The sequence below is a fragment of the Oceanobacillus sp. FSL K6-0118 genome (genome assembly GCF_038006665.1).
Lineage (GTDB): Bacteria > Bacillota > Bacilli > Bacillales > Amphibacillaceae > Oceanobacillus > Oceanobacillus caeni.
This window is the reverse complement of sequence record NZ_JBBOVR010000001.1, coordinates 1,097,167-1,118,824: the sequence shown is the minus strand read 5'-3', so window position 1 is coordinate 1,118,824 and position 21,658 is coordinate 1,097,167. Positions and strand designations below refer to the sequence as shown.

Annotated in this window: 17 protein-coding genes and 1 riboswitch; of the genes, 2 read left to right on the top strand and 15 right to left on the bottom strand. The window is 37.3% G+C overall.

Going from position 1 to position 21,658, the window contains the following annotated elements; genetic code table 11:
* Window positions 1–165 precede the first annotated feature (165 nt).
* The 3 genes from hydA to MHI02_RS05885 all read right to left on the bottom strand — a co-directional run bounded on the left by hydA (window position 166) and on the right by MHI02_RS05885 (window position 4,596).
* Entirely contained in the window at window positions 166–1,587 is a 1,422-nt protein-coding gene (hydA, locus tag MHI02_RS05895) for a dihydropyrimidinase (protein ID WP_047184305.1), read from the bottom strand.
* Window positions 1,588–1,921: 334 nt separating this feature from the next.
* Window positions 1,922–3,196, bottom strand: coding sequence for an NAD-dependent dihydropyrimidine dehydrogenase subunit PreA (preA, locus tag MHI02_RS05890; protein WP_341165753.1), 1,275 nt, complete (start codon window positions 3,194–3,196; stop codon window positions 1,922–1,924).
* Window positions 3,197–3,228: 32 nt separating this feature from the next.
* Window positions 3,229–4,596 (bottom strand): NAD(P)-dependent oxidoreductase, encoded by a 1,368-nt coding sequence (locus tag MHI02_RS05885; protein ID WP_341165752.1) that lies wholly within the window; start codon window positions 4,594–4,596, stop codon window positions 3,229–3,231.
* Window positions 4,597–4,931: 335 nt separating this feature from the next.
* Here MHI02_RS05885 and MHI02_RS05880 point away from each other — a divergent pair, with 335 nt between their 5' ends.
* Window positions 4,932–5,264: a hypothetical protein gene (locus MHI02_RS05880; protein ID WP_047184308.1), complete on the top strand. Its 333-nt coding sequence runs from the start codon at window positions 4,932–4,934 to the stop codon at window positions 5,262–5,264.
* A 104-nt stretch (window positions 5,265–5,368) separates the two neighbouring features.
* On the opposite strand, the gene MHI02_RS05875 is transcribed toward MHI02_RS05880, so the two are convergent.
* From MHI02_RS05875 to MHI02_RS05840, 8 genes are all read right to left on the bottom strand, one after another.
* The gene (locus MHI02_RS05875; protein ID WP_216884047.1) at window positions 5,369–7,237 is read right to left on the bottom strand and encodes a serine hydrolase domain-containing protein; all 1,869 of its coding nucleotides are present in this window, start codon (window positions 7,235–7,237) and stop codon (window positions 5,369–5,371) included.
* A gap of 198 nt (window positions 7,238–7,435) precedes the next feature.
* A complete protein-coding gene (locus tag MHI02_RS05870) occupies window positions 7,436–7,897 on the bottom strand; it encodes a hypothetical protein (protein WP_047184309.1) in 462 nt (153 codons plus the stop codon).
* Between the two features lie 183 nt (window positions 7,898–8,080).
* On the bottom strand, window positions 8,081–8,206 hold the full coding sequence (locus MHI02_RS05865) for a DUF6254 family protein (RefSeq protein WP_222115734.1): 126 nt from the start codon (window positions 8,204–8,206) through the stop codon (window positions 8,081–8,083).
* A gap of 162 nt (window positions 8,207–8,368) precedes the next feature.
* Window positions 8,369–9,628: a cation:dicarboxylate symporter family transporter gene (locus tag MHI02_RS05860; RefSeq protein WP_204798185.1), complete on the bottom strand. Its 1,260-nt coding sequence runs from the start codon at window positions 9,626–9,628 to the stop codon at window positions 8,369–8,371.
* A gap of 268 nt (window positions 9,629–9,896) precedes the next feature.
* A riboswitch (cyclic di-AMP (ydaO/yuaA leader) is annotated at window positions 9,897–10,044 on the bottom strand.
* Window positions 10,045–10,180: 136 nt separating this feature from the next.
* Window positions 10,181–11,587: a decarboxylating NADP(+)-dependent phosphogluconate dehydrogenase gene (gnd, locus tag MHI02_RS05855; protein ID WP_047184311.1), complete on the bottom strand. Its 1,407-nt coding sequence runs from the start codon at window positions 11,585–11,587 to the stop codon at window positions 10,181–10,183.
* Between the two features lie 20 nt (window positions 11,588–11,607).
* Window positions 11,608–12,966 carry a gluconate:H+ symporter gene (locus MHI02_RS05850; protein WP_047184312.1) on the bottom strand — a complete coding sequence of 453 codons (1,359 nt, stop codon included), beginning with the start codon at window positions 12,964–12,966 and terminating at the stop codon, window positions 11,608–11,610.
* 220 nt (window positions 12,967–13,186) lie between these two features.
* Window positions 13,187–14,719, bottom strand: a complete 1,533-nt coding sequence (gene gntK, locus MHI02_RS05845) for a gluconokinase (protein WP_047184389.1) — start codon at window positions 14,717–14,719, stop codon at window positions 13,187–13,189.
* Between the two features lie 10 nt (window positions 14,720–14,729).
* Complete coding sequence (locus MHI02_RS05840) at window positions 14,730–15,455, bottom strand: GntR family transcriptional regulator (RefSeq protein ID WP_047184313.1); 726 nt, start codon at window positions 15,453–15,455, stop codon at window positions 14,730–14,732.
* A 148-nt stretch (window positions 15,456–15,603) separates the two neighbouring features.
* On the opposite strand from MHI02_RS05840, the gene MHI02_RS05835 reads away from it, so the two are divergent.
* Window positions 15,604–17,052 (top strand): carbon starvation CstA family protein, encoded by a 1,449-nt coding sequence (locus MHI02_RS05835; RefSeq protein ID WP_341165751.1) that lies wholly within the window; start codon window positions 15,604–15,606, stop codon window positions 17,050–17,052.
* A 260-nt stretch (window positions 17,053–17,312) separates the two neighbouring features.
* Here MHI02_RS05835 and norA read toward each other — a convergent pair whose 3' ends face one another.
* The 4 genes from norA to MHI02_RS05815 form a co-directional block, all read right to left on the bottom strand.
* Window positions 17,313–18,488, bottom strand: coding sequence for a multidrug efflux MFS transporter NorA (gene norA, locus MHI02_RS05830; protein ID WP_216884043.1), 1,176 nt, complete (start codon window positions 18,486–18,488; stop codon window positions 17,313–17,315).
* Window positions 18,489–18,829: 341 nt separating this feature from the next.
* Window positions 18,830–19,039, bottom strand: coding sequence for a hypothetical protein (locus MHI02_RS05825; protein ID WP_341165750.1), 210 nt, complete (start codon window positions 19,037–19,039; stop codon window positions 18,830–18,832).
* A 753-nt stretch (window positions 19,040–19,792) separates the two neighbouring features.
* The gene (locus MHI02_RS05820; protein ID WP_341165749.1) at window positions 19,793–20,623 is read right to left on the bottom strand and encodes a hypothetical protein; all 831 of its coding nucleotides are present in this window, start codon (window positions 20,621–20,623) and stop codon (window positions 19,793–19,795) included.
* A gap of 77 nt (window positions 20,624–20,700) precedes the next feature.
* A complete protein-coding gene (locus MHI02_RS05815) occupies window positions 20,701–21,615 on the bottom strand; it encodes a hypothetical protein (RefSeq protein WP_341165748.1) in 915 nt (304 codons plus the stop codon).
* Window positions 21,616–21,658 lie beyond the last annotated feature (43 nt).

Genomic DNA, 21,658 nt, shown 5'->3' with positions numbered 1-21,658 from the left:
ATTCTTCTTTATTTGGGCACTCATCACCCTCATGAGTGACCCTACAACGCGGATTCCTCTCTGTTCGGGTACTCATCTCATCCATGAGTGACCGAATAACCGAATAACGCGTTTTCTCTCTGTTCGGGTACTCATTTAAAGAGTCATTCTTTTTATAGTATAAGATTATCGACCTGTAGCTGTTTCCTCTTGTCGCTGAAGTGCATCAGAATTGTATTTTTCACGTTTTAAGAATTTACCTGCTCCAGGTTTACCTACAAACTCCTTATCCTTCACGACATATTCACCGCGAGATAAAACCGTTACAGGCTCTCCTGTCACTTTCATTCCTTCTAGCGCACTATAGTCAACAGCTGAATGGTGTGTATCTACAGAAATGGTACGCTCTGCATTTGGGTCAAATAAAACGATATCGGCATCCGCTCCGGGAGCAATTGTCCCTTTACGCGGGAATAAACCGAACAGTTTTGCACTTTGAGTCGACACCATATCTACAAATTGATTTATCGAAATACGTCCTTTTTTCACACCTTCTGAGAATAGAACACTAAACCGGTCTTCTACAAACGGTCCACCATTAGGAATTTTTGTGAAATCACCTTTCCCTAAATCTTTTTGTCCATCAAAATCAAAGGAACAATGGTCCGAACCAATCGTTTGTAGCTGCCCACTCTTCAGTGCATTCCAAAGTACTTCTTGGTTGGATTTGTCTCGTAATGGAGGTGACCACACATATTTCGCACCTTCAAAATCAGGTTGATCCAAATAACTTTGATCAAGTACTAAATATTGTGGACACGTCTCTCCGAACACATTAAATCCTTTACTACGCGCCTCGGCAATTTGTTCCACCGCTTCTTTACAGGTAACATGCACCACATATAATTGTGAGTCAGCAAGCGCGGTTAGCTTCGCCGCACGTCCTGTCGCTTCCCCTTCTAATTCAGGCGGGCGGGTTAATGCATGATAAATAGGTTCGGTGTTTCCATTACGCAAAGCTTCTTTTGTCAAATGTTCAATCACATCCCCATTTTCTGCATGAACCATCACTAAGCCGCCATGTTTTTTCGCAGTTGTCAACGTTTGGTATAATGTTTCATCATCAGCCTGTAATACATTCTTATACGCCATAAATACTTTAAAAGACGTGACACCTTCTTCTTCAATTACAACAGGAATCTCCTCCAAAACGCTTTCATTTGCTTCTACAATTTGCAAATGGAATCCATAATCAATAACCGATTTATCTTTTGATTTTTGATGCCACGTACTTAGCGCATTCTTTAATGTTTTTCCTTTTTCCGTTAAACAGAAGTCAATAATCGTTGTTGTTCCCCCATGTGCAGCCGCCATCGTTCCTGTTTCAAAGTCATCCTTTGTTACTGTCCCACCAAAAGGCATTTCCATATGGGTATGTGGATCAATTCCTCCAGGAAATACATAAAGCCCTGAAGCATCAATCACTTCAGCGTACACATCACTTAACCCCTGGCCAATTGCTTTAACTTTTTCATTTTCAATTAAAATATCAGCCTGGTACGTATCTGTCGCCGTGACAATCATTCCATTTTTAATAATTTTCTTCATCTAAAATTCCTCCTTTGATAATATTACTTAAAGTACTTGTTCAAAAAGGAGGATGAAAAGGACCAAGGTCGGCTAAAAGCGCAACGTCCTGTTGCAACGCCGACACTAGCACGTCCTGTGCGTCGCAGTTCGAGGCGGCGTAGCTTTGAGCACTAGAAAAAGCTTCTCCGATTCCACATCGCACGCAGGAAAAGTGCACTTCTTTTCCAAGGAACGGAACGTATGCAATTAATACGTGAGTAGCGGAAAAGCAAGCCAACGAAGAAATGCGAAGTGTCATTTTCACCGGACTTTTTGAACAACCTCTTAAAAGTTTATTTTTTCATCGATATCATTATGAATCAGCTTTTTGTAGCATTTGAATAGCTGCTTGACGATTATTCCATGACATTGGTGGCTCTGTTGGTGTAAGGTCAATCATATCAATTGCTCCATCTACAGGACAGACTATAGAGCAGAGATTACACCCTACACAATCATCCTCTCTTACTTTTAGATAATCATTTCCATTCTCATCTGTTAACATGTCAATGCATTGATGGGAGGTGTCCTCACAGGCAATATGACATTTATTACAATTAATGCAAATATCATTGTTAATGCGGGCAACGACTTTATGATTTAGATCTAAATCACTCCAGTCTGTATATTTCCGGACAGAAGCCCCGATGATATCACTTAATGAATCAATTCCTTTTTCATCTAAATAATTCGATAATCCTTCCGTTAAATCCTCGATGATTCGAAATCCATGATGCATTGCTGCAGTACAAATTTGTACCCCTCCTGCACCCATCAGCATAAATTCTACGGTATCCTGCCAAGTTGAAATTCCGCCGATTCCTGAAATTGGGATATTAATTTCTGGATTTCTAGCACAATCTCCAACCATATTTAAGGCAATTGGCTTCACGGCTGGACCACAATAACCACCATGTGCACCTTGCCCATTCACATGGGGTACCGGATTCCATGTATCTAAATCAACACCTATCAGACTATTAATCGTATTAATCATACTAACTGCGTCTGCCCCACCACGGACTGCCGCTTTCGCTGTTTCTCTAATATCGGTAATATTTGGTGTTAATTTTGTAATAACGGGAACTTCGGCAGCTTCCTTCGCATACATTGTAGTCATTTCTACTAAGTCAGGATGCTGCCCCACAGCCGAACCCATTCCGCGCTCTGACATACCATGTGGACAGCCTAGGTTTAACTCAATTCCATCCACCCCGACATCCTGTACCTTTTTCACAATTTCATGCCATTTTTCTCGTGTCGGCTCAACCATTAATGATGCTATAATAACGTGTTTAGGATACATTTTCTTTGTTTCATAGATTTCCTTTAAGTTTACTTCAAGGGAACGATCTGAAATTAACTCGATATTGTTAAATCCAGCCACACGCTGACCATTAAAATGAAGCGCACCAAAGCGAGAGGTAACATTTAATATCGGTTCACCTAATGTTTTCCATACTGCCCCACCCCAACCAGCTTCAAATGCACGCTGGACCTGGTATCCGGTATTTGTCGGTGGCGCCGATGCTAGCCAATAAGGATTCAGTGATTTGATTCCAGCAAAATTAATACTAATATCAGCCATATTCATCCTCCTGTATTAGGGTTTGTTTATTTTCAAACGCTCTCTGCCGTAGATTCTTTGAAACGTTGGTGAATGGATAAGGCGGTTTCTTTCCCTTGTTGGGCTGCAGAAACAACCATCGCCTCTCCAATCCCTTTTCCAAAAATAACATCCCCAGCAGCATATACGTTTGGATTAGATGTTAGAAAGGACTTCTCGTCTACTTTTACTACTCCCCCATTATGTTCTAAACCAAAACTTTCAATCAGCTTCATGTGCCTTGTTTGGCCAATCGCTTTTACAATGATATCGACATCCATCAAAAACTCCGAACCTTCTATTTCAACCGGTCGTGGACGTCCATCACCACCCGCAGCTTGTAATTCCATCCTGACACACTCCATTTGTTTGACATGCCCATTTTCATCGCTAATTAGACGCTTCGGATTAGTAAGCCATCTAAATTCCACACCATCTTGTTTGGCAAATTCATATTCAAAATCATAAGCTGTCATTTCTTTCTCTGTTCGACGGTAAAGTATCTTTACATTTTCTGCCCCAAGTCTGACAGATGTTGTCGCTCCATCAATCGCAGTATTACCTGCACCTATTACTGCAACCCGCTTTCCAATAAACTCTTTTTCATAAATCCCATTTTTCGTACGTTCTACGAGGTCAATGGCATCGTAAACTCCGGCTAATTCTTCTCCTTCAATGCCTAACATTGGTACCTTAGACATTCCTATTGCAAGTACAACAGCATCGTATTTCTCCAATAGCTCGTCAGCAGAAATATCTTTACCTACTTCCATATTCGTTCGAATGGTGACACCTAGCTTTTCCACTTGCTCGACTTCCCAAAGTGAAATATCTTTCGGAAGGCGGAAAGGAACAATTCCAAATGTATCAAGACCACCCGCTTCACTTTTCGCTTCAAAAATAGTAACTTCATAACCTAAACGAGCTAGCTCACGAGCAGCAGATAACCCTGCTGGCCCACTACCGACAATAGCAATATGTTTTCCATTGCTTTTTCCTGCTTTAAATAAAACTTGCTCATTTTTAATTGCCCAATCCGTTGCATACCTTTGTAAATCACCAATTGGAATTGGCTTAGTAGAATGATTAAGTACACAAGCGCCTTCACACAACTCTTCCGTTGGACAAACCCTCCCACAGCTTGCACCGACAGGATTAGCTTCCATAATCGTTGTTGCCGAACCCTTCATATTTCCAGATGCAATTTTTTTAATAAAACTTGGAATGTCAATACCAGTCGGGCAAGCTGTTATACAGGGTGCCTCATAACAGTACAGACAACGGTTTGCCTCGTCTAGGGCTTCTTGCGAATTAAAACTTGGCTTAGCTTCTTCAAAACCCTTTGGACCTCCTGATATAAGACTTTTTAACAAATCACTCAATGGAAAACCTCCTTTAAGCATTGATACTACTACAATATATATGCAGTAGGATTCACATTAGGCTAACATTATTAAAAAAAGGGATACAGGGACAGGTTTATCATAATTAGAAATATTACAAATTTATGAATAGAATAATACAACCCTCCACCTATTCATCCTGATAAAACCTGCTTATTGATGGGTCTCAAAGCGTCAAAAACCTACTAACCCCATTTCCAATTCTTGCCATACTTTTGTTATTAGGTTGTCATTGCTTTACCACAGTTTTTTTACAATGCTTTGTTATACTTTAGTAGAAGTTAAAAATCTGAGACTGAGAGAGGAGACCTAAAATGAAATTTAAAAACATCATCGTAGGTGCAATTTCTATCGGTACTGCATTGACTTTAGCTGCTTGTTCAGGAGAAACGAATGAGGATGAAAATAAGGATAATATGGAACCCCCACCAGAAACGGAAGTAGATCCTGGTACAGGTGAAACAAATCCTGGATCAGAAACAGACCCTGGATTAGAATCCGAACCAGAACAAGAGGATCCTGCATCTGATCCTGATTCCGACGTAGAAGAACCAGAGAATCCTGAAGATCCAAATTCTGAACAAGACCCAGAATTAAGTCCCGAGAATCCCGACTCTGGATCAGGTTCTGAATTACAACAAGAGTAATTTTAATAGGACATAAGTACTTCCCACTTTCATTTAAAAAACTGTCTACAGAAATGTAGGCAGTTTTTTTAAATGAAAGTGGGAAAACCTATCCTTCCATCCCATTAAAAATAAAATTGCCAATATATAAGTAACGTTATCAGAAGCATACTACTTAACATGGACAAAGAATAGACAATAACACGCCATTTCGTCAAAGTTTCTTTCCTCCAATTCCATATAACGAAAAACATAGAAAGAAGACAAGTAAAGGTAAAAAGGTAATTTAAGGTAAAGTGAATGATGATTTCAGAATAAGCACGATTACTATTCACTAACATTCGTCCCATAAGTACCATCACATTCACAACTAATGCCATTCCTGATAGGTGCAATGCAGCATTCCACCTCATCATGATTGAAAAAGCTTTTTTCTTCCGCCAATGTAAGGAACAGCGAACCAACAGAATCAGTGCAGTAACAAGAAAAAACACGATACAATATAGAAATAAAATACCATGTGCGGCAAGCATTTCACCCTTTTTATCCATTGGTAAAAAATCTGAATAAGTTGTGGAAATTTGGTTTACCACCCCTTCATCCACTTGAAAATAAAGTGTCTGCATTGGGAGAAAAACAGAATCCCCATTGACGAATCGATACGTATAAGGTTCTTCTTGAATATAATTCCCCTTCATTCCCATCACGCTTATTTGGATTTCATTCTCATTTAAAGATTTGACCTTTAATGGTGTCAAATAATAATAAAGATGGAGAAATCCACTATCTGTTCTACGTGCACTTATATAGGTTCCTTCTACATCGAAAGAATCTGGGGCATTTGCTACAGGATGAAATACACTCTCACCTATTAATGCTTTAGTCAACCCAAACGTTATATCCGCTTCCCCAGCTTGATTCGTTAATACAATAACAGCAAAATTTTCTTCTGGTACGATGTGAAAGTTACTAGAAAAAGCAGCGGTATTTCCTGAATGAGCAAAACCTTTTTTCTTCCCATCAACTTCCCAAAAACCGTGAGCAATTCCCGGTACATTGTCGTTTGCAGAATAACTGGTAGATAGCATTTGTTCTAACGTGTCTAATTCATCAAATAAAATACTTTTTTTATTTCCTTGTGGCATCAGTGCCATCGCAAATTTTGCTAAATCGTCTGTCGTACCATTCATTCCACCACTCGGATACATCGACATATAAAATGGAGTGGATTCTCGAAATTCTCCAATTCCTATAAGTTCATACCCCTTGGTGACATGCTGAATAATCTCTTCATTTTCCTCTTTGGGCAAATGAATCGACGAATGGTTCATATTAATTATTTCTAAAATGTTTTCAGAAACATATTCATCAAATTCCTTTTCTGTAATCCGCTCAACAATATAAGCCGCAAGTGATGTAGAAAAGTTAGAATAAGCAACCACTTCACCTGGAGGATAAATTTGATTCGGTTCTGCCTTTTTCAACCCCTCTTCTAAAGACTCTACCTTTTCTTTTGAAGCATAACCAAGGTCAAATATTCGATCCTCAAACCCAGCATTATGGTTCATCAAATGCAACATCGTTATCGGTTCATCATACGTTAATTTCGTCAAAAATCCTTCAGGTAAGTAATGGCGAATGTCTTCATTCAAATCGATTTTCCCTTGCTCCACCAATTGCATGACCGATACCCAAACAAACAATTTAGTTACCGAACCCCATTCCAAAACAGAAGTTCCTGGATCCATTGGAATTTTGCTTTTCATGTCAGCATATCCATACCCTTTTGATAAAACGATCTGGTTATCTTTAACGACTACAACATTAGCACCCGCTGTTGTTTCCCCAATAAATTCCTCTACATACTCATCTACATAACTTTCCAAATCCTTAAATGGAATACCTGATGGTGTTAGATTTTCATTTGCTGATACAACTCCAGGAATAAATAGTGCACAGTATAGGATAAGTGCCATGACAGTTAATTTCCTCATCAACAACCTCCTTTAAGAATACAATACATGAAAACCTCTTTGCAGAATAGTCTTACTTTTATAAAAAGGACTTCCATCAGTGGGGACTTTTATTCCACAGAAGCTTGAGGTGGGAGTTTTACTGCCCGTTTAGGTGGGATAAATATAAAAACCCCTTTAAATGTTGAGTTTAAACATTTAAAGGGGTTTACATTCCCGTTAACTATTGCTTAATTCCAATGTCTCTTCAAATAGTTTACCCGGAAAGGAATTATGTCGAAGTGTTCTTTCTAGAGTTCTTGTCGTGCCTTTTACATGCATGGAGCCACCAGTTGGGACCTCTACAATGATATATTGGGTTTCTGCAGAATTTAAGTTTATTAGATTCCTTAACTCATTTTTATTTAAAGCGCAAATGGTTTCTTGCCCACATACCAAACATAAGAAGACATTATTTGTTTTTTTCATGACATGTTGTATCGATTGCATTTCGGAAACGCTAAATTTAAAGTTCCATGGTGAAGACTTCTTCGTTAAATATTTCACAAATAATCTAGTATCCTGATTCACTAAATAATGACCGTACTCTGAATCTACTTTTTTCAAAGCATGAAAGGAAGGATGCTCCGAAATTTGTGAAAGAACCGCTCCATGATATAAATCTTGTATTTGAATTTTCATTATACTCCCCTCCCTTTTTTAATAGATTACGAATAAATCGGCTTAGAAAATTGTACCATAAATCTTCACTTTTGCATGATTAATCTATTAAAATTAGGTGGAAGTCTTACCGCCCGTTTAGATAGATAAAGACAGGATTTAATCACCCTGTCTTCCTAACCATATAAGTTACCCCTATAAATGTCACTTACTTTCATTTTTCCCTGCTTCATCAGCTAATTGATCAAGAGACTTCACTTGACCATGTGGGTTTTGCGAATTTTTACGACCTCTCCATTGTCTTTCTTTTCGTGATTTTGGTCGGTTCATGATATTCGAACTCCTTTATAAAGTAATCATTAAGGTAAATAACTTGTCCCCTTATTTGATTATTATTAGAAGAGAGCAGGGAAATATACACTACCAATAAAAACACTCCCAAACATTGACTTAATCAATATTTGAGAGTATTTTTATTAGCATGGATTTTATTTAAGATGCTTCATGCATTGACTCTTCAGCCGGAGGATTTAATTGTCCTTCCCACTTAGCTACTACAAGAGCTGCTAAAGAGTTACCTACAACGTTTACTACTGTACGACCCATATCGAGAATACGGTCGATACCAGCAATAAATGCTAAGCCTGCAGCAGGTAAACCAACTGTACTGAATGTAGCTAATAAAACAACAAACGATACACCCGGTACTCCTGCCATCCCCTTAGATGTAACCATTAGAACTAACATAAGGGTTATTTGTTGCCAGATACTTAAATCAATACCATACATTTGCGCAACAAACAAGGCTGCAATCGCTTGATACAAAACAGATCCATCTAAGTTAAAAGAATAACCTGTTGGAATAACAAAGCTTACGATATGTTTTGGACTTCCTGCCTTCTCCATTTTTTCCATAATTCTCGGAAGTACTGTTTCTGAACTTGAAGTAGAGAATGCCAACAGTAATTCTTCTTTAATTAAATTCAATAATTTAAAAATATTAAATCCTATAATCTTAGCTACTATCCCTAGAATAACGATAACAAAGAAAATCATCGTTCCATAAACCGTAATTGCTAATTTACCTAAAGGAATAAGGGATTCGAAACCATATTTAGAAATCGTAACCCCAATTAATGCAAATACACCAACCGGAGCATATTTCATAAATAAGTTCGTCACATAGAACATCGCATGTGCCATACCCTCGAAGAATCTTAGAACTGGCTTACCTCTGTCACCTATCGCAGCTATACCTAAACCGAATACTACAGCAAAGAAAATAATCGCTAGCATATCGCCCTCAACCATTGATTGAAATGGATTGGTAGGAACAATGTGAAGGAGAGTATCCGCAATCGATTTCCCTTCCTGTTCTTCTGTTGTATCTACGTAACTTGATATGTCACTTTGCTCAAGCTCGTCCATATTTAATCCCGTACCAGGGTGAAATAAATTAGCTGAAATTAATCCAACAGCAATAGCAACTAATGTCATACCTATGAAATAACTTAATGACTTAATCCCTAGCTTCCCAACTGCCTTTATATCGCCTACGCCTGCTATAGCAACGATAATACTTGATAAAACAATAGGAACTACAATCAGTTTAATCAAGCGTAAAAATAAATCACCAAATGGTTGTAAAACACTTTGCGCCGTTTCACTTCCATAAAAAATCCCACCAACGATAATACCTAGAATAAGACCAATTAAAATTTGACTAGCCAAACTTAATTTAAACTTTTTCATAAAACCCCCACCTTCTTGATGATTTTGATAAATACATAACGTACAGGCAAGGAAAACAAGATGATCCAAATTAACACTGTTTTTGAGATTATTAGAAAACTTTGCATTTGCCAATCCTTTGGGTGATGCTTAGTTGCGCTTTTGCAATTCTTTAAGATGGGACGAGTAATCGGAGCCCCAAACCGGAAAGATTATTATACTTTCCTAACCGCAAAAAAAAAGACACCTGCGTGTCAAGCACTGTGTAATCTCAAAATATGTTTCTCGCTTGTTTCCTCTTAAACGCTGACGGGGTTAGCTTTCGGGTTAGGACTAAGAGAAAATAGAAGCCCTTCCTTTTAAAGGATTCACCCACACGGATATATCCGTAATTAATTGGGTCCCCCGCTCTTAAATAGATTTAGCGATAATTATAGCTACTCTACTATAATATCTTAACTACCCCATAATTGTAAATAGTAGATTTCTTCCAAAGGTTAAACTACTAAAAATAAAAAAATAAAGAAGGCATGATATAGTAATGCCTTCTTTAAATAAAAGTCTACTTACTCTTTAGTTTTGCCAGTTTGTATGGAAAATTCCTTCTTTATCAATGCGTTCATAGGTATGAGCTCCAAAGTAATCTCTTTGAGCTTGGATAAGATTCGCACCACTGGAAGCGGATCGGTATCCATCATAATAGGTTAAAGAAGTCGTCAAACATGGCAAGGATAGTCCAGCTTCAAATCCTTTCATTACAATTTTTCTTAAGGATGCTTGATGACGACTAGCTCTTTCCACAAAGTAAGGGGCAAGCAATATGTTACTTAACTCAGGGTTTTCTTTAAACACATCACTAATTGTATTTAAAAAGTCAGCTCGAATAATGCATCCGCCACGGAAGATTAAAGCAATTTCCCCCAAATTGAGAGACCAGCCATACTGACTAGAAGCCATACGATATTGATAAAATCCTTGTGCATAAGCGCAAATCTTACCCATATACAGCGCTTCTTTCACAACATCAATCCAATATTCTTTATCAAGTCCAGCTTCCGCCACTTGAGGACCTACTAAACGTTCAGAGGCGTACACCTTTTCCTCCTTCATTGATGACAAATATCTGGTAAATACAGCTTCCGTCATAATCGTTGATGGAACCCCAAGGTCTAATGCCTCTTGGCCTGTCCATTTTCCTGTACCTTTTTGACCTGCTTTATCTAAAATCACATCGACAAGCGGGTTACCAGTTTCTTCATCTTTTCTCGTTAGAATATCTGCAGTTATCTCAATAAGATAGCTCTTTAATTCCGTTTCATTCCAAGATGTGAACACTTCTGAGATTTCCTGAACCGAAAGTCCAACTATTTCACGCAAGAATTGATAAGCCTCCGTAATTAACTGCATATCCGCATATTCAATTCCATTATGAACCATTTTTACATAATGACCTGAGCCCTTTGGTCCTATATAGGTACAACATGGTTTTCCATCCACCTGTGCTGCAATTTTTTCCAATATAGGTGCAACTTGTTGATATGCCTCTGGATCACCACTTGGCATTAATGCCGGTCCATTTAAGGCCCCTTCTTCACCGCCGGAAACACCAACACCGATGAAATGAATTCCTTGTTTATGAAGTTCCTCATATCTTCTGTTTGAATCATGAAAATCAGAATTTCCACCATCCATTATGATATCCCCTTTATCTAAAAGAGGGACAAGGGATTGAATCACTGAATCAACAATTGGACCTGCAGTGACCATTAAAAATATTTTCCTTGGAGTTTCTAAAGAACGAACAAATTCCTCTAATTCATAGTGGGCTTCTATATCATAATCAGGAAACTCATTCTCAAATTTATCCGTTAAGTCAGGTGTATAGTTATATATCGCAACCTGTTCACCCTTATTTGCCATATTCCTTGCAAGACTTGCTCCCATTACTCCTAAACCATATAAACCTATTGTGTTTTTCATGATAGACACTTCCTTTTCCTTTAAACAAACATATTAATAACTAAAACGCCAACTAGACCTACTACAGATATGACTGACTCTAGTAATGTCCAGGTGGAAAACGTTTCTTTTAAAGTTAAACCAAAGAATTCTTTAAACATCCAGAAACCCGCATCATTTACATGAGAAGCGATTAAGCTTCCAGCACCTGTTGCAAGTACCATTAAAGCCGGATCTATGCCACTTCCCTGCATCAATGGAATAACCAAGCCCGCCGTTGTTAGTGCTGCAACCGTTGCAGAACCGAGCGCGATCCGTAAGATTGCAGCAATTAGCCATGCCAAAAATAATGGGGACATATGGGAGTCCGCAAATAATGCTGCAACAGAATCACCAACACCGCCATCGATTAGTACTTGTTTTAAGACACCACCGCCACCAATAATTAGTAGCATCATACCAATGGAACGAATGGATTCTTCTGCTGAAGCCATTACTTGTTTCATTGGAATATTCCGTTTTACTCCCATTGTATAAACAGCAAGCAACACAGAGATTAATAAAGCAGTCGTTGGCTCGCCAATTAGATAAATGATTTTAAAGAATACGTTATTTTCAACATGACCAAGGTCTTGAATCAATTCAACAACCGTTGAAATAGCCATTAATATAACCGGTAATAGAGAGGTGAGCACACTAATTCCAAAGCCTGGTGTTTCTTCTATTTTAAATGTTTTTGTTTCACCAAGCGAGTCAATATTCCCTGCTTTATTGAAAGAATCAGGAATCATTTTTTGAATGATTTTTGCGAATAAAGGACCTGCAATAATAACGGCGGGAATGGAAATTATAATACCAAAAACTAATACCATTCCAATATTTGCATCATATTGCTGGGCAATTACCGTTGGACCTGGATGTGGCGGCAAGAACCCGTGTGTAACAGATAATGCAGTTGCCATCGGTATTCCTAGATATAATGGGGATACCTTTAATTGTTTTGCAATCTGGAAGACAATTGGAATTAATAGGACTAATCCTACTTCAAAGAACAAGGCAATCCCAATAATAAAGGAGGCAATAACAACCGCCCATTGAATTTGTTTTTCACCAAATTTATCGATAAGGGTACCCGCAATTCGCTGCGCGCCACCTGCATCAGCAACCAACTTACCTAAAATGGCGCCAAAACCAAATATAAGAGCGATACTTCCGAGTGTTCCTCCCATACCGCCTTGAATGGATTCAACAATTTCCTCCAAAGGCATACCTAATCCTAAAGCAACTAGAAAAGCTGTAATAACAAGTGAAATAAATGTATTTATTTCTAATTTCGTAATTAGAAAAAGTAAAACTACAACACCTAATGCGACAACAATTAGGGGTAATATATTTTCCATGATTTATAGCTCCAATCTTGATGTATAGGGTACACTAAATGTTATTTTTTCTATTAGATAAGAATTATGCTAATTAAAACTTGTCATAAGGAAAGCCGCGTACAGCTTCAGAGCTAAAGCCGAAGCAAGACTCCCTTCACCTCCGTACGTCGTTTCAAGCACAGAACGTGTGAGTAAAGAAGTTGCGACAGGACATCGCGTTTTTAGCCTGTAAGGACGCTTACGCTTTTGTTATCTCTGACTGGTATTGTGCAATTTTTTCATATTCAATCTCTAAAGTTCGGGAAAGACTGATAAAAATTGGGATTAATTTCCGATATTCTTTAACATGAGATGGGTTCGGTTTATGTTTGTGTGTTTCCCCAATCAAATCTTCCACGATTTCAAAGGAATCAATTTTCCCAAGTGCAAATAACCCTAATAAACAAGCCCCTAAACAAGATGATTCATAGCTTTCTGGAACAATTACCTCTTGATCAAAAATATCAGCAAGCATCTGCCGCCATAATTCAGACCTAGCAAATCCACCTGTCGCTTTAATAGTTGTAACGGGCTCATCCATTACTTCCGTTAATGCTAAAAATACAGAATACAAATTATAGATAACCCCTTCTAAAGAAGCTCGGATTAAATGTTCTCTTTGGTGACTTAAGGTTAAGCCAATAAAGGAACCGCGAACATCTGCATTCCATAATGGGGCTCTTTCCCCCGCCAAATAAGGATGGAATAATAACCCGTCCGCACCAGGTCTTACCTGACTTGCAATTCGGGTTAACACATCATACGGATCAATTCCCAATCGTTTTGCTGTTTCCACTTCACTTGCCGCCAACTCATCGCGAATCCAACGAAATACAATTCCACCGTTATTTACTGGACCGCCGATAACCCAATGATCTTCCGTTAACGCATAACAAAAAATCCGTCCTTTTGGATCCGTATGTGGCTTTGGAACGACCGTTCGAATGGCACCACTTGTACCAATCGTAACCGCAACTTCACCTTTTTTAATAGCATTTACACCTATATTGGAAAGCACACCATCACTGGCACCAATAACAAATTTGGTCTCTTTTAATATCCCCATCTGTTCCGCATAAGAGCTTTCACATCCAGTAAATACTTCCTTCGTCGAAACAATCCGGGACAATTTATCCTCTGTAATTCCGGCTACCTTCAATGCTTCTTTATCCCAGCTCAAAGATTCTAAATTCATTAATCCAGTACAAGAGGCAATCGAATAATCTACCGCATACTCATTGAATAATTTATAAAAAATATATTCTTTTATCCCAATATATTTTTTTGTTTTACTAGAAACCTCAGGTACCTCATTCTCCATCCAAGCAATTTTGCATAATGGGGACATTGGATGAATGGGTGTTCCAGTCCTAGAATAAATAGCATGTCCATTAAACTCTTCATTTATTTTCTTAGCCCAGTTGGAACTACGATTATCGGCCCATGTAATACAACGTGTTATGTTTCGGTCATTTTCATCCATAGCTATGACACTATGCATCGCACTGCTAAATGAAATGAAAGTTAAATCTTCGGGATTAATCTGAGATTTTTTCATCACATTCCCAATCGATAGAAGAACCGCTTGAAGGATTTCTTCTGGGTCTTGTTCAGCTGTATATATATCTGGCTTATACAAATCATATCCATTATTCTCGTTTGCAATAACTTCTCCTGTTTCACGGAATAACACAGCTTTTGTACTGGTTGTGCCAATGTCAACCCCAAGCATGTATTTATTTTTATCCACGATACTCACTCGCTTTCTTCAATGATTCTGGATCATCCCATAAACCATCTGAATTTTTCTTGACATCTTTAAAATTTTTATAAAAAGCTTCATCCATCATTTTTTTATCCTTTTGTTGAATGCATTGTATCAGAAGTGCATGATTATGTATGACCCGATGAAAGTCTTCATAGTTTTCCTCCATTCGGTGTCTCATATCCAATAAAATAAAACATTCTACAATTGGCTTTATATTCGACCAAAGAACGCTTATATAACGATGATTAATCGCATGAATGATCGTTTCATGAAATTGCACATCTTTAAATGCAAATTCATCTGCATCTTTATATTTAAATGCAACTTTCATCATTTCTAATATTTTATTTAACTCTTTGATTAACTCATCATTAATATCTGCTTCCAATAAATGATTAAAAACAAAGGATTCTATTATAAGTCTTACATCATAAATTTCATCAATATCTTTCTCAGTAATCCCTACAACCTTTGCCCCCATTCTCCTTAACTGAACTAACCCTTCTTTTTCCAGTACCTTTAGAGCATCCCGAATAGGAGAACGGCTGACATTGTATTCTTCAGATAATTTATTTTCGGATAAAGTGCTTCCATTTATTAGATCCTTTGAAATAATTCTCATTCGCAAATCAGCGACGACCACTTGTCCAATAGAAGAGTCTAATAATTTCTTTTCGGGATAAAGCCCTTTCAAATACATCACTCCCCAAAAACCAGTATACTTGTATACAAGTATACTAACATAATTTCACAAGATTAACAAACGGTTAAAACTATTGTATTTTTTTATGAAAGGATATAAAATGATGATGTAAACGTTTGCACCATCATACAAAGGGGGAGTTAAGATGGTTACATTTTTAATTGCCATAGCTTTATTGGTTGTTTCTTATTTCACATATGGAAAATATGTTGAAAAAGTCTTTGGCCCTAACGAAGATAGAAAAACACCGGCTTATGCAAATCGAGACGATGTTGACTATTTGCCAATGAACAAACAGAAAAACGCACTAATTCAATTATTAAATATTGCCGGAACCGGGCCTATCTTTGGTCCAATCATGGGAGCTTTATACGGACCTGTTGCCTTTTTATGGATTGTGTTAGGTTCCATTTTTGCAGGAGCTGTACATGATTACCTAACTGGTATGATTTCAATTCGTAATCGAGGCGCTCACATTCCAGAACTTGCAGGGAAATTTTTGGGGAATATTTCCAAACACTTAGTAAACATTTTCGCTTTACTTCTATTATTACTAGTTGGTACCGTATTTGTTACAACACCGGCATCCTTATTACACAATTTGATAGATGGAAAAGTTGCCCTAATAGCTATTATTCTATTGATATTCGTATATTATTTCCTATCTACCATTCTACCAATTGATAAAATTATAGGACGAATTTATCCGTTCTTTGGGGCAGTTTTATTAATTGGTACCATTGGGGTTGGCGCTGCATTATTACTCTCAGATTATAAGATTCCCGAAATATCTTTAACAAATATGCATCCGGCTGGCTTGCCAGTTTTACCGATATTATTCTTAACGATTACTTGTGGTGCTTTATCTGGCTTCCATGCTACCCAGTCACCACTTATTTCTAGAACAACACAAAATGAGAAACAAGGACGTTATATTTTCTACGGAATGATGGTTGCAGAAGGTGTTATCGCCATGATATGGGCTGCTGCAGCTATGAGTTTATTTGATGGGCAAGGGCTTCAAGGGTTAATTAATGAAGGTACAGCTTCCCTAGTGGTTAATGAAGTTTCAATGACCCTACTTGGTGCGATTGGTGGTACCATTGCTGTTCTTGGCGCAGTAGTGTTACCAATTACATCTGGTGATACTGCATTCCGTGCAGCACGTAATATCATTGCCGATTATATTAAAATGGATCAAACGAAAGTAGCAAAACGTTTATCTATTGCGATACCAATGTTTGTGATTTCTTATTGGTTAACGACAATTGATTTTAATATTTTGTGGCGTTACTTCTCGTTTGCCAACCAAGGAACCGCTGCACTTGCTCTTTGGATTGGTACCATGTATCTATTTGTGAAGAAGAAAAATTATTTCATTGCTCTAATACCAGCACTATTCATTACGGATATGGTATTAACCTATATCTTATATGATGGCAATCTTGGTTTTGGCTTACCATATCATGTATCACATATCGGTGGAATCGTCATGACCATTCTAATCACTGCTCTATTCTTCTGGAAAGGTAACAAGAATCGACGAGAAAACCTAATGGCAGATATTGAACTAAAATCCAATGATGCAGCTTAGAGAACAAAGGCGGAAGCGCCCGTTTAGCGACGTACGGACTGGACTGAGCCGTAGGAGATAAAGGAAACACGGCGAGCGTCAGCGAGCCGATGTTGACTTATCGTACGGAGGTGAAGGAAGTCTCGCTAGTCGCTGGGCGCTGGAGCCGGACGTGGCTATTTCTGTATCTAAATTATCTACAGCCATACAAATTTTATAATTTCCTGACAACAAAGAAAAAACCGTATTCTTTGTAATCGCATGGAATACGGTTTTACATTTTACATTGTTTCAGCCTCTTGGGATTTCGGTTCTTTCCATGCAAGAGTAAGCCCAATTCCGATTGCTAAAACAATGGTTGCGAAGTAAAACGGATAATCAAGATCGATATCGAATAACAATCCACCGATTATAGGGCCAATCACATTCCCAATACTTGTAAACATCGAATTCATACCAGCTACAAAGCCTTGTTCCTTACCGGCAATTCTTGTTAAATATGTTGTTACAGCCGGACGCATTAAATCAAATCCAATAAATACAGTGATGGTAACAAGTAAAACAGAAATATATTGATGAACAATCGTTAATACAAGGACGAGAATGGTTGACAATATAAGACTGTATCGGATTAAACGAATTTCACCTAACCGTCTCGTTAAGCGATCGAATAGCACAACTTGAAAAAAGGCCCCGATAATGCCTCCACCTGTTATCGCGATAGCTATATCCTTCGGTGTAAAACCAAATTTATGATCGACAAACAATGAAAACAGCGATTCAAACGAAGATAAACCGAAAGAGAATATTAATATAATCATAAATGATATAAAATACATTGGAGCAAAAATTCGCTTTAAACCAGCTTTTTGCCCCACACTATTTTCTTCATGTTCAGGGTTTCTTTCCGGTTCGTGAAGTAGTGTAACCGACAATACGGCCGCTACCAGAGCAAAACCTGCCGCAACAAAAAACGGCAAGCGAGAATGAATTTCTGCTAAGAAGCCCCCAATACCCGGACCAATAATAAATCCAGTTGAAATAGCTGCTGACATATAGCCCATTGCTTTAGAGCGTGTATGGAGCGTCGTAATATCTGCAATAAAGGCGGTTACCGCTGGCATAATGAAAGCTGCACTTACGCCGCCAAGCATGCGCGAAATAAAAAGAACGCTAACTGTTTTTCCGATACCGAACAGCAATTCTGAGAAACTAAAAATAATCAAGCCAATGACAATCATTCGTTTCCGACCGAATTTATCAACCCATCGACCTGCAATTGGCGAAGCAAGGAGTTGGATAAAGGCAAAAGCAGCAACCATATTGCCGACAATCGATCCGGATATATGCAATTCATTCATGATGGTAGGAACGACTGGGATAACAAGACTAATTCCCAAAAACGCAATAAATATATTTACTAGTACGATAGTTAATGCAATGTTGTGTTTCTTCATATGGCTCTACTCCCTTAAAGACATTTATAACATAATTTAACTTCCCCTTAGAGGAAAGTCAATGCATTTTTTACTTATTTTTAAATATAAAGAAGACTTCCATCAGTGGGGGTTTTCCTTCCTCCCCCACTAATGGTTAGTCATACTTATCGGACCTTTACGGGTAGTTGATCTCTGACCTTCTTTGTTTCCCCAGAAGCTTAAGGTGGAGTCTTACTGCCCGTTTAGGTGAGATATAATTTAAATCTATTTAGAAGTAACTCCTCAACAATAATTTAAACTAAAAGAAACAAAAGTCACAAGCTAACCACCTTAACCTTCATTAATTTTCTGAGTTAGCTTCATAAACTTATTTTAACTTCTTTATCAGATGGATTCATAATGAAAAAGGTCAACATAATACGGTAAAGGAGATTCCTCGTCGATAAATCAGACAACTTATATAAGGTTTCGGAAGTAATACCATTCCCTATTACTGCAATATCTATATCAGATCCTCTTTTATAATTCCCCATTGCTCTACTTTCAATAATAATTTTATCAAATTTCACTAGGGCAATGCTTATCTAACGTATGTCATTATGAATCAATTCAAACATATTTTTATCTTTGTTCTAATAATTTGTCATATATATTTCTGAGTATGGGTAGAAATCGCTCTAGTATTTCTATAACTACCCATTCTGTTACCCCTAGATCATAATATATGCATTGTTAAATCGTTCTTGGATAATGCCTCCATCCCAAGGTATCCATCCCAAATTATCTCAACCCAGAGCGCTTATTTAATGAATTCTCTTGGTCTTTTAGCAACATAGCCCTCTTCCTAACTATTTTATCCCCACTACGGGCGCTTTCACATATGTTCAGATGATAGTTATATGTTATTAACGATTTATGTTAGACTGAAAAACAGCGATTCTTACAAGGGCTAATTTTTCTTTCGATTATATGTAAATACATTCACTCTGAAGAAAAGATTTAGGTTTTATTTAATCATACAAAAAAGAGACAAGAAATTATATCCCGTCTCGTTTTTACGCTAGTAATATTTTAACACTTACGTTCTCGGATTAGATACCGGTGGTCGGGGTCGAATATGCAGTCAAAACATTGATTTGATAGGGTTTTGTAATTTTATGCGTAAAATTTGCGTAAAAAGAACATACGTTCGCATTAATTTGAAGTCCTCTGTGATAACTAAGGAAGCATAAAACAGCATTGGAATTTGGCTACCGATGCTGTTTTTTAAACCTTCATACTAACTGTGCATATCTGTACTTTAACAAGTTTATGAAAAATACTTAATCCCTTTCCTTATTTATGAAAAACTCCACAAAATCCTTTCCGAATTTAGATAGTTGCAGGTTTTCCTTAGATTTAAGTTTTGGTAACTTTAATTTTGGAAGACTGCGTTTAAACTTTGGGTCAGTTGCTTTATCTAAATACTTATACAGTTCTTTGAATTTATCAACTATCTCCTCAAGATCATCGGTTATATTCAAGTCTGTTTTTGTTGTAAGTAAACCAATTCTTTGTAGGTTTCTCCGTACAGATTCGTATTGTTCATAACTGATACCATGTTTTTCCATAACATCATGAAATGATTCATTTGAATCCTTGCCAAATACATAACGTGCATTATACATTAACCTAAGTACGGATATATCAACCATTCTTAATTCTTTTAGAACATCGTAATACGTAAGGATGAAGTCATCTGTTACATGTTCATGATTAGTAATGTTTACAAAGCCATTAACCATGTAATGAATTTTCTCTTCTTGCTGTTCATCAATAACGTAATCCATAACATAGTTATACAACGTATCAATTCTTTCCTTTTGTTCCCCACTCTTAGATTCCAAATTTTCACGTAATATATCAAGTTTGGAATGTAACTCCTCAGCAAAAGTAGTAATGTTCCTTTCAAAACGAGCTCGTTTATATCCCTGGACTGCCCCTGAAATACCAGGAATAAGTGAACTTGTAGTGTCAACCAGAATATCGCCTATTATGTTAGTTATTGATTCTTTTGCAATATCAGCCGCAGTATCGCTCCCAACACTTAATACAGTTTCAAGGGCAAGTCCCTTCCCTGCTTCTTGTATATCTTTTCTTTTTTCTTTACTCAAAGTTCAATCACCTCTTTTAATACTTTTACCTAGAACTTCAATCATTAATACAGAAGTTAAGTTAGCTTCACTGAGAACTATTTGTTGTAAGGACTAATAGTTTTAGAGTTGTGGTTAACAGACCAACCTCCGCTTACATCAAATTGTTGAATTCTATTTTTATTATCATATATAACCTTCGAAGTTCTCCCCCATTTTAGAGTCATCTCTTCTTGATAGTAACCATTAGATAACGGGGTAACAGTTTTATTAATGATGTCTAACTCATTAACTACTAACTTATAATCTGATACAGGATAAGGGAATTTGTTATTGTTCGCACTCCCTTTTTTAATGTCTATTTCATGGTAAGACCATCTACCATGTTCATCCTTGAAATCCACACTTACTATATCGCCTTTGATCATAAAAATTTGTTCTACACCGTTCGAGTATTTTTGATGATACTTTTTTCCTTCTCTAAAAGGTATTTCTTCTCCGGTTGCTAAGTCAGTTAGTTGCCAATTACTTTTTTTCTCAGGAGTAGTGTTATTGGACTGCCCAGTTACTACTTCTAAGATTTCCTTTATATTTTCATTTGCTAGTTTTGATTCATGAATATGAGTCTTCTCTTCTAGTAATTTATCTAATATGAAATCTTCTCTCATAAGTTTTTCTAAGCTACTAACGAAATAATGTAAATGTTCTTGTGAGACATCTGGTTCATTATCAAATCCTCTTTTATCTAATTCTTCTAACATATCTATATTCCTGCCAAAATAAACAGATTGAACTATTAATCTAATATTAGATTCACGAGCTAAAAAACTACTATGTGGTTTCCTGTAGATTTCACCGTATTGCTTAAAAAAGTCTTTGGTTGCTAATTCCAAAGACTCATATATTCGATCATTCAGATCATCGTCCTTGTCACCAAAGAACGCAGTGATCATTCCTTGAATTATAGCAAAAATGCTATTCCCAAAAATTCCAATTAATATTCCCTCTAGCATTCCTTTACCTCCAACATTCAAATTCTACCTATCTGCTTAAATA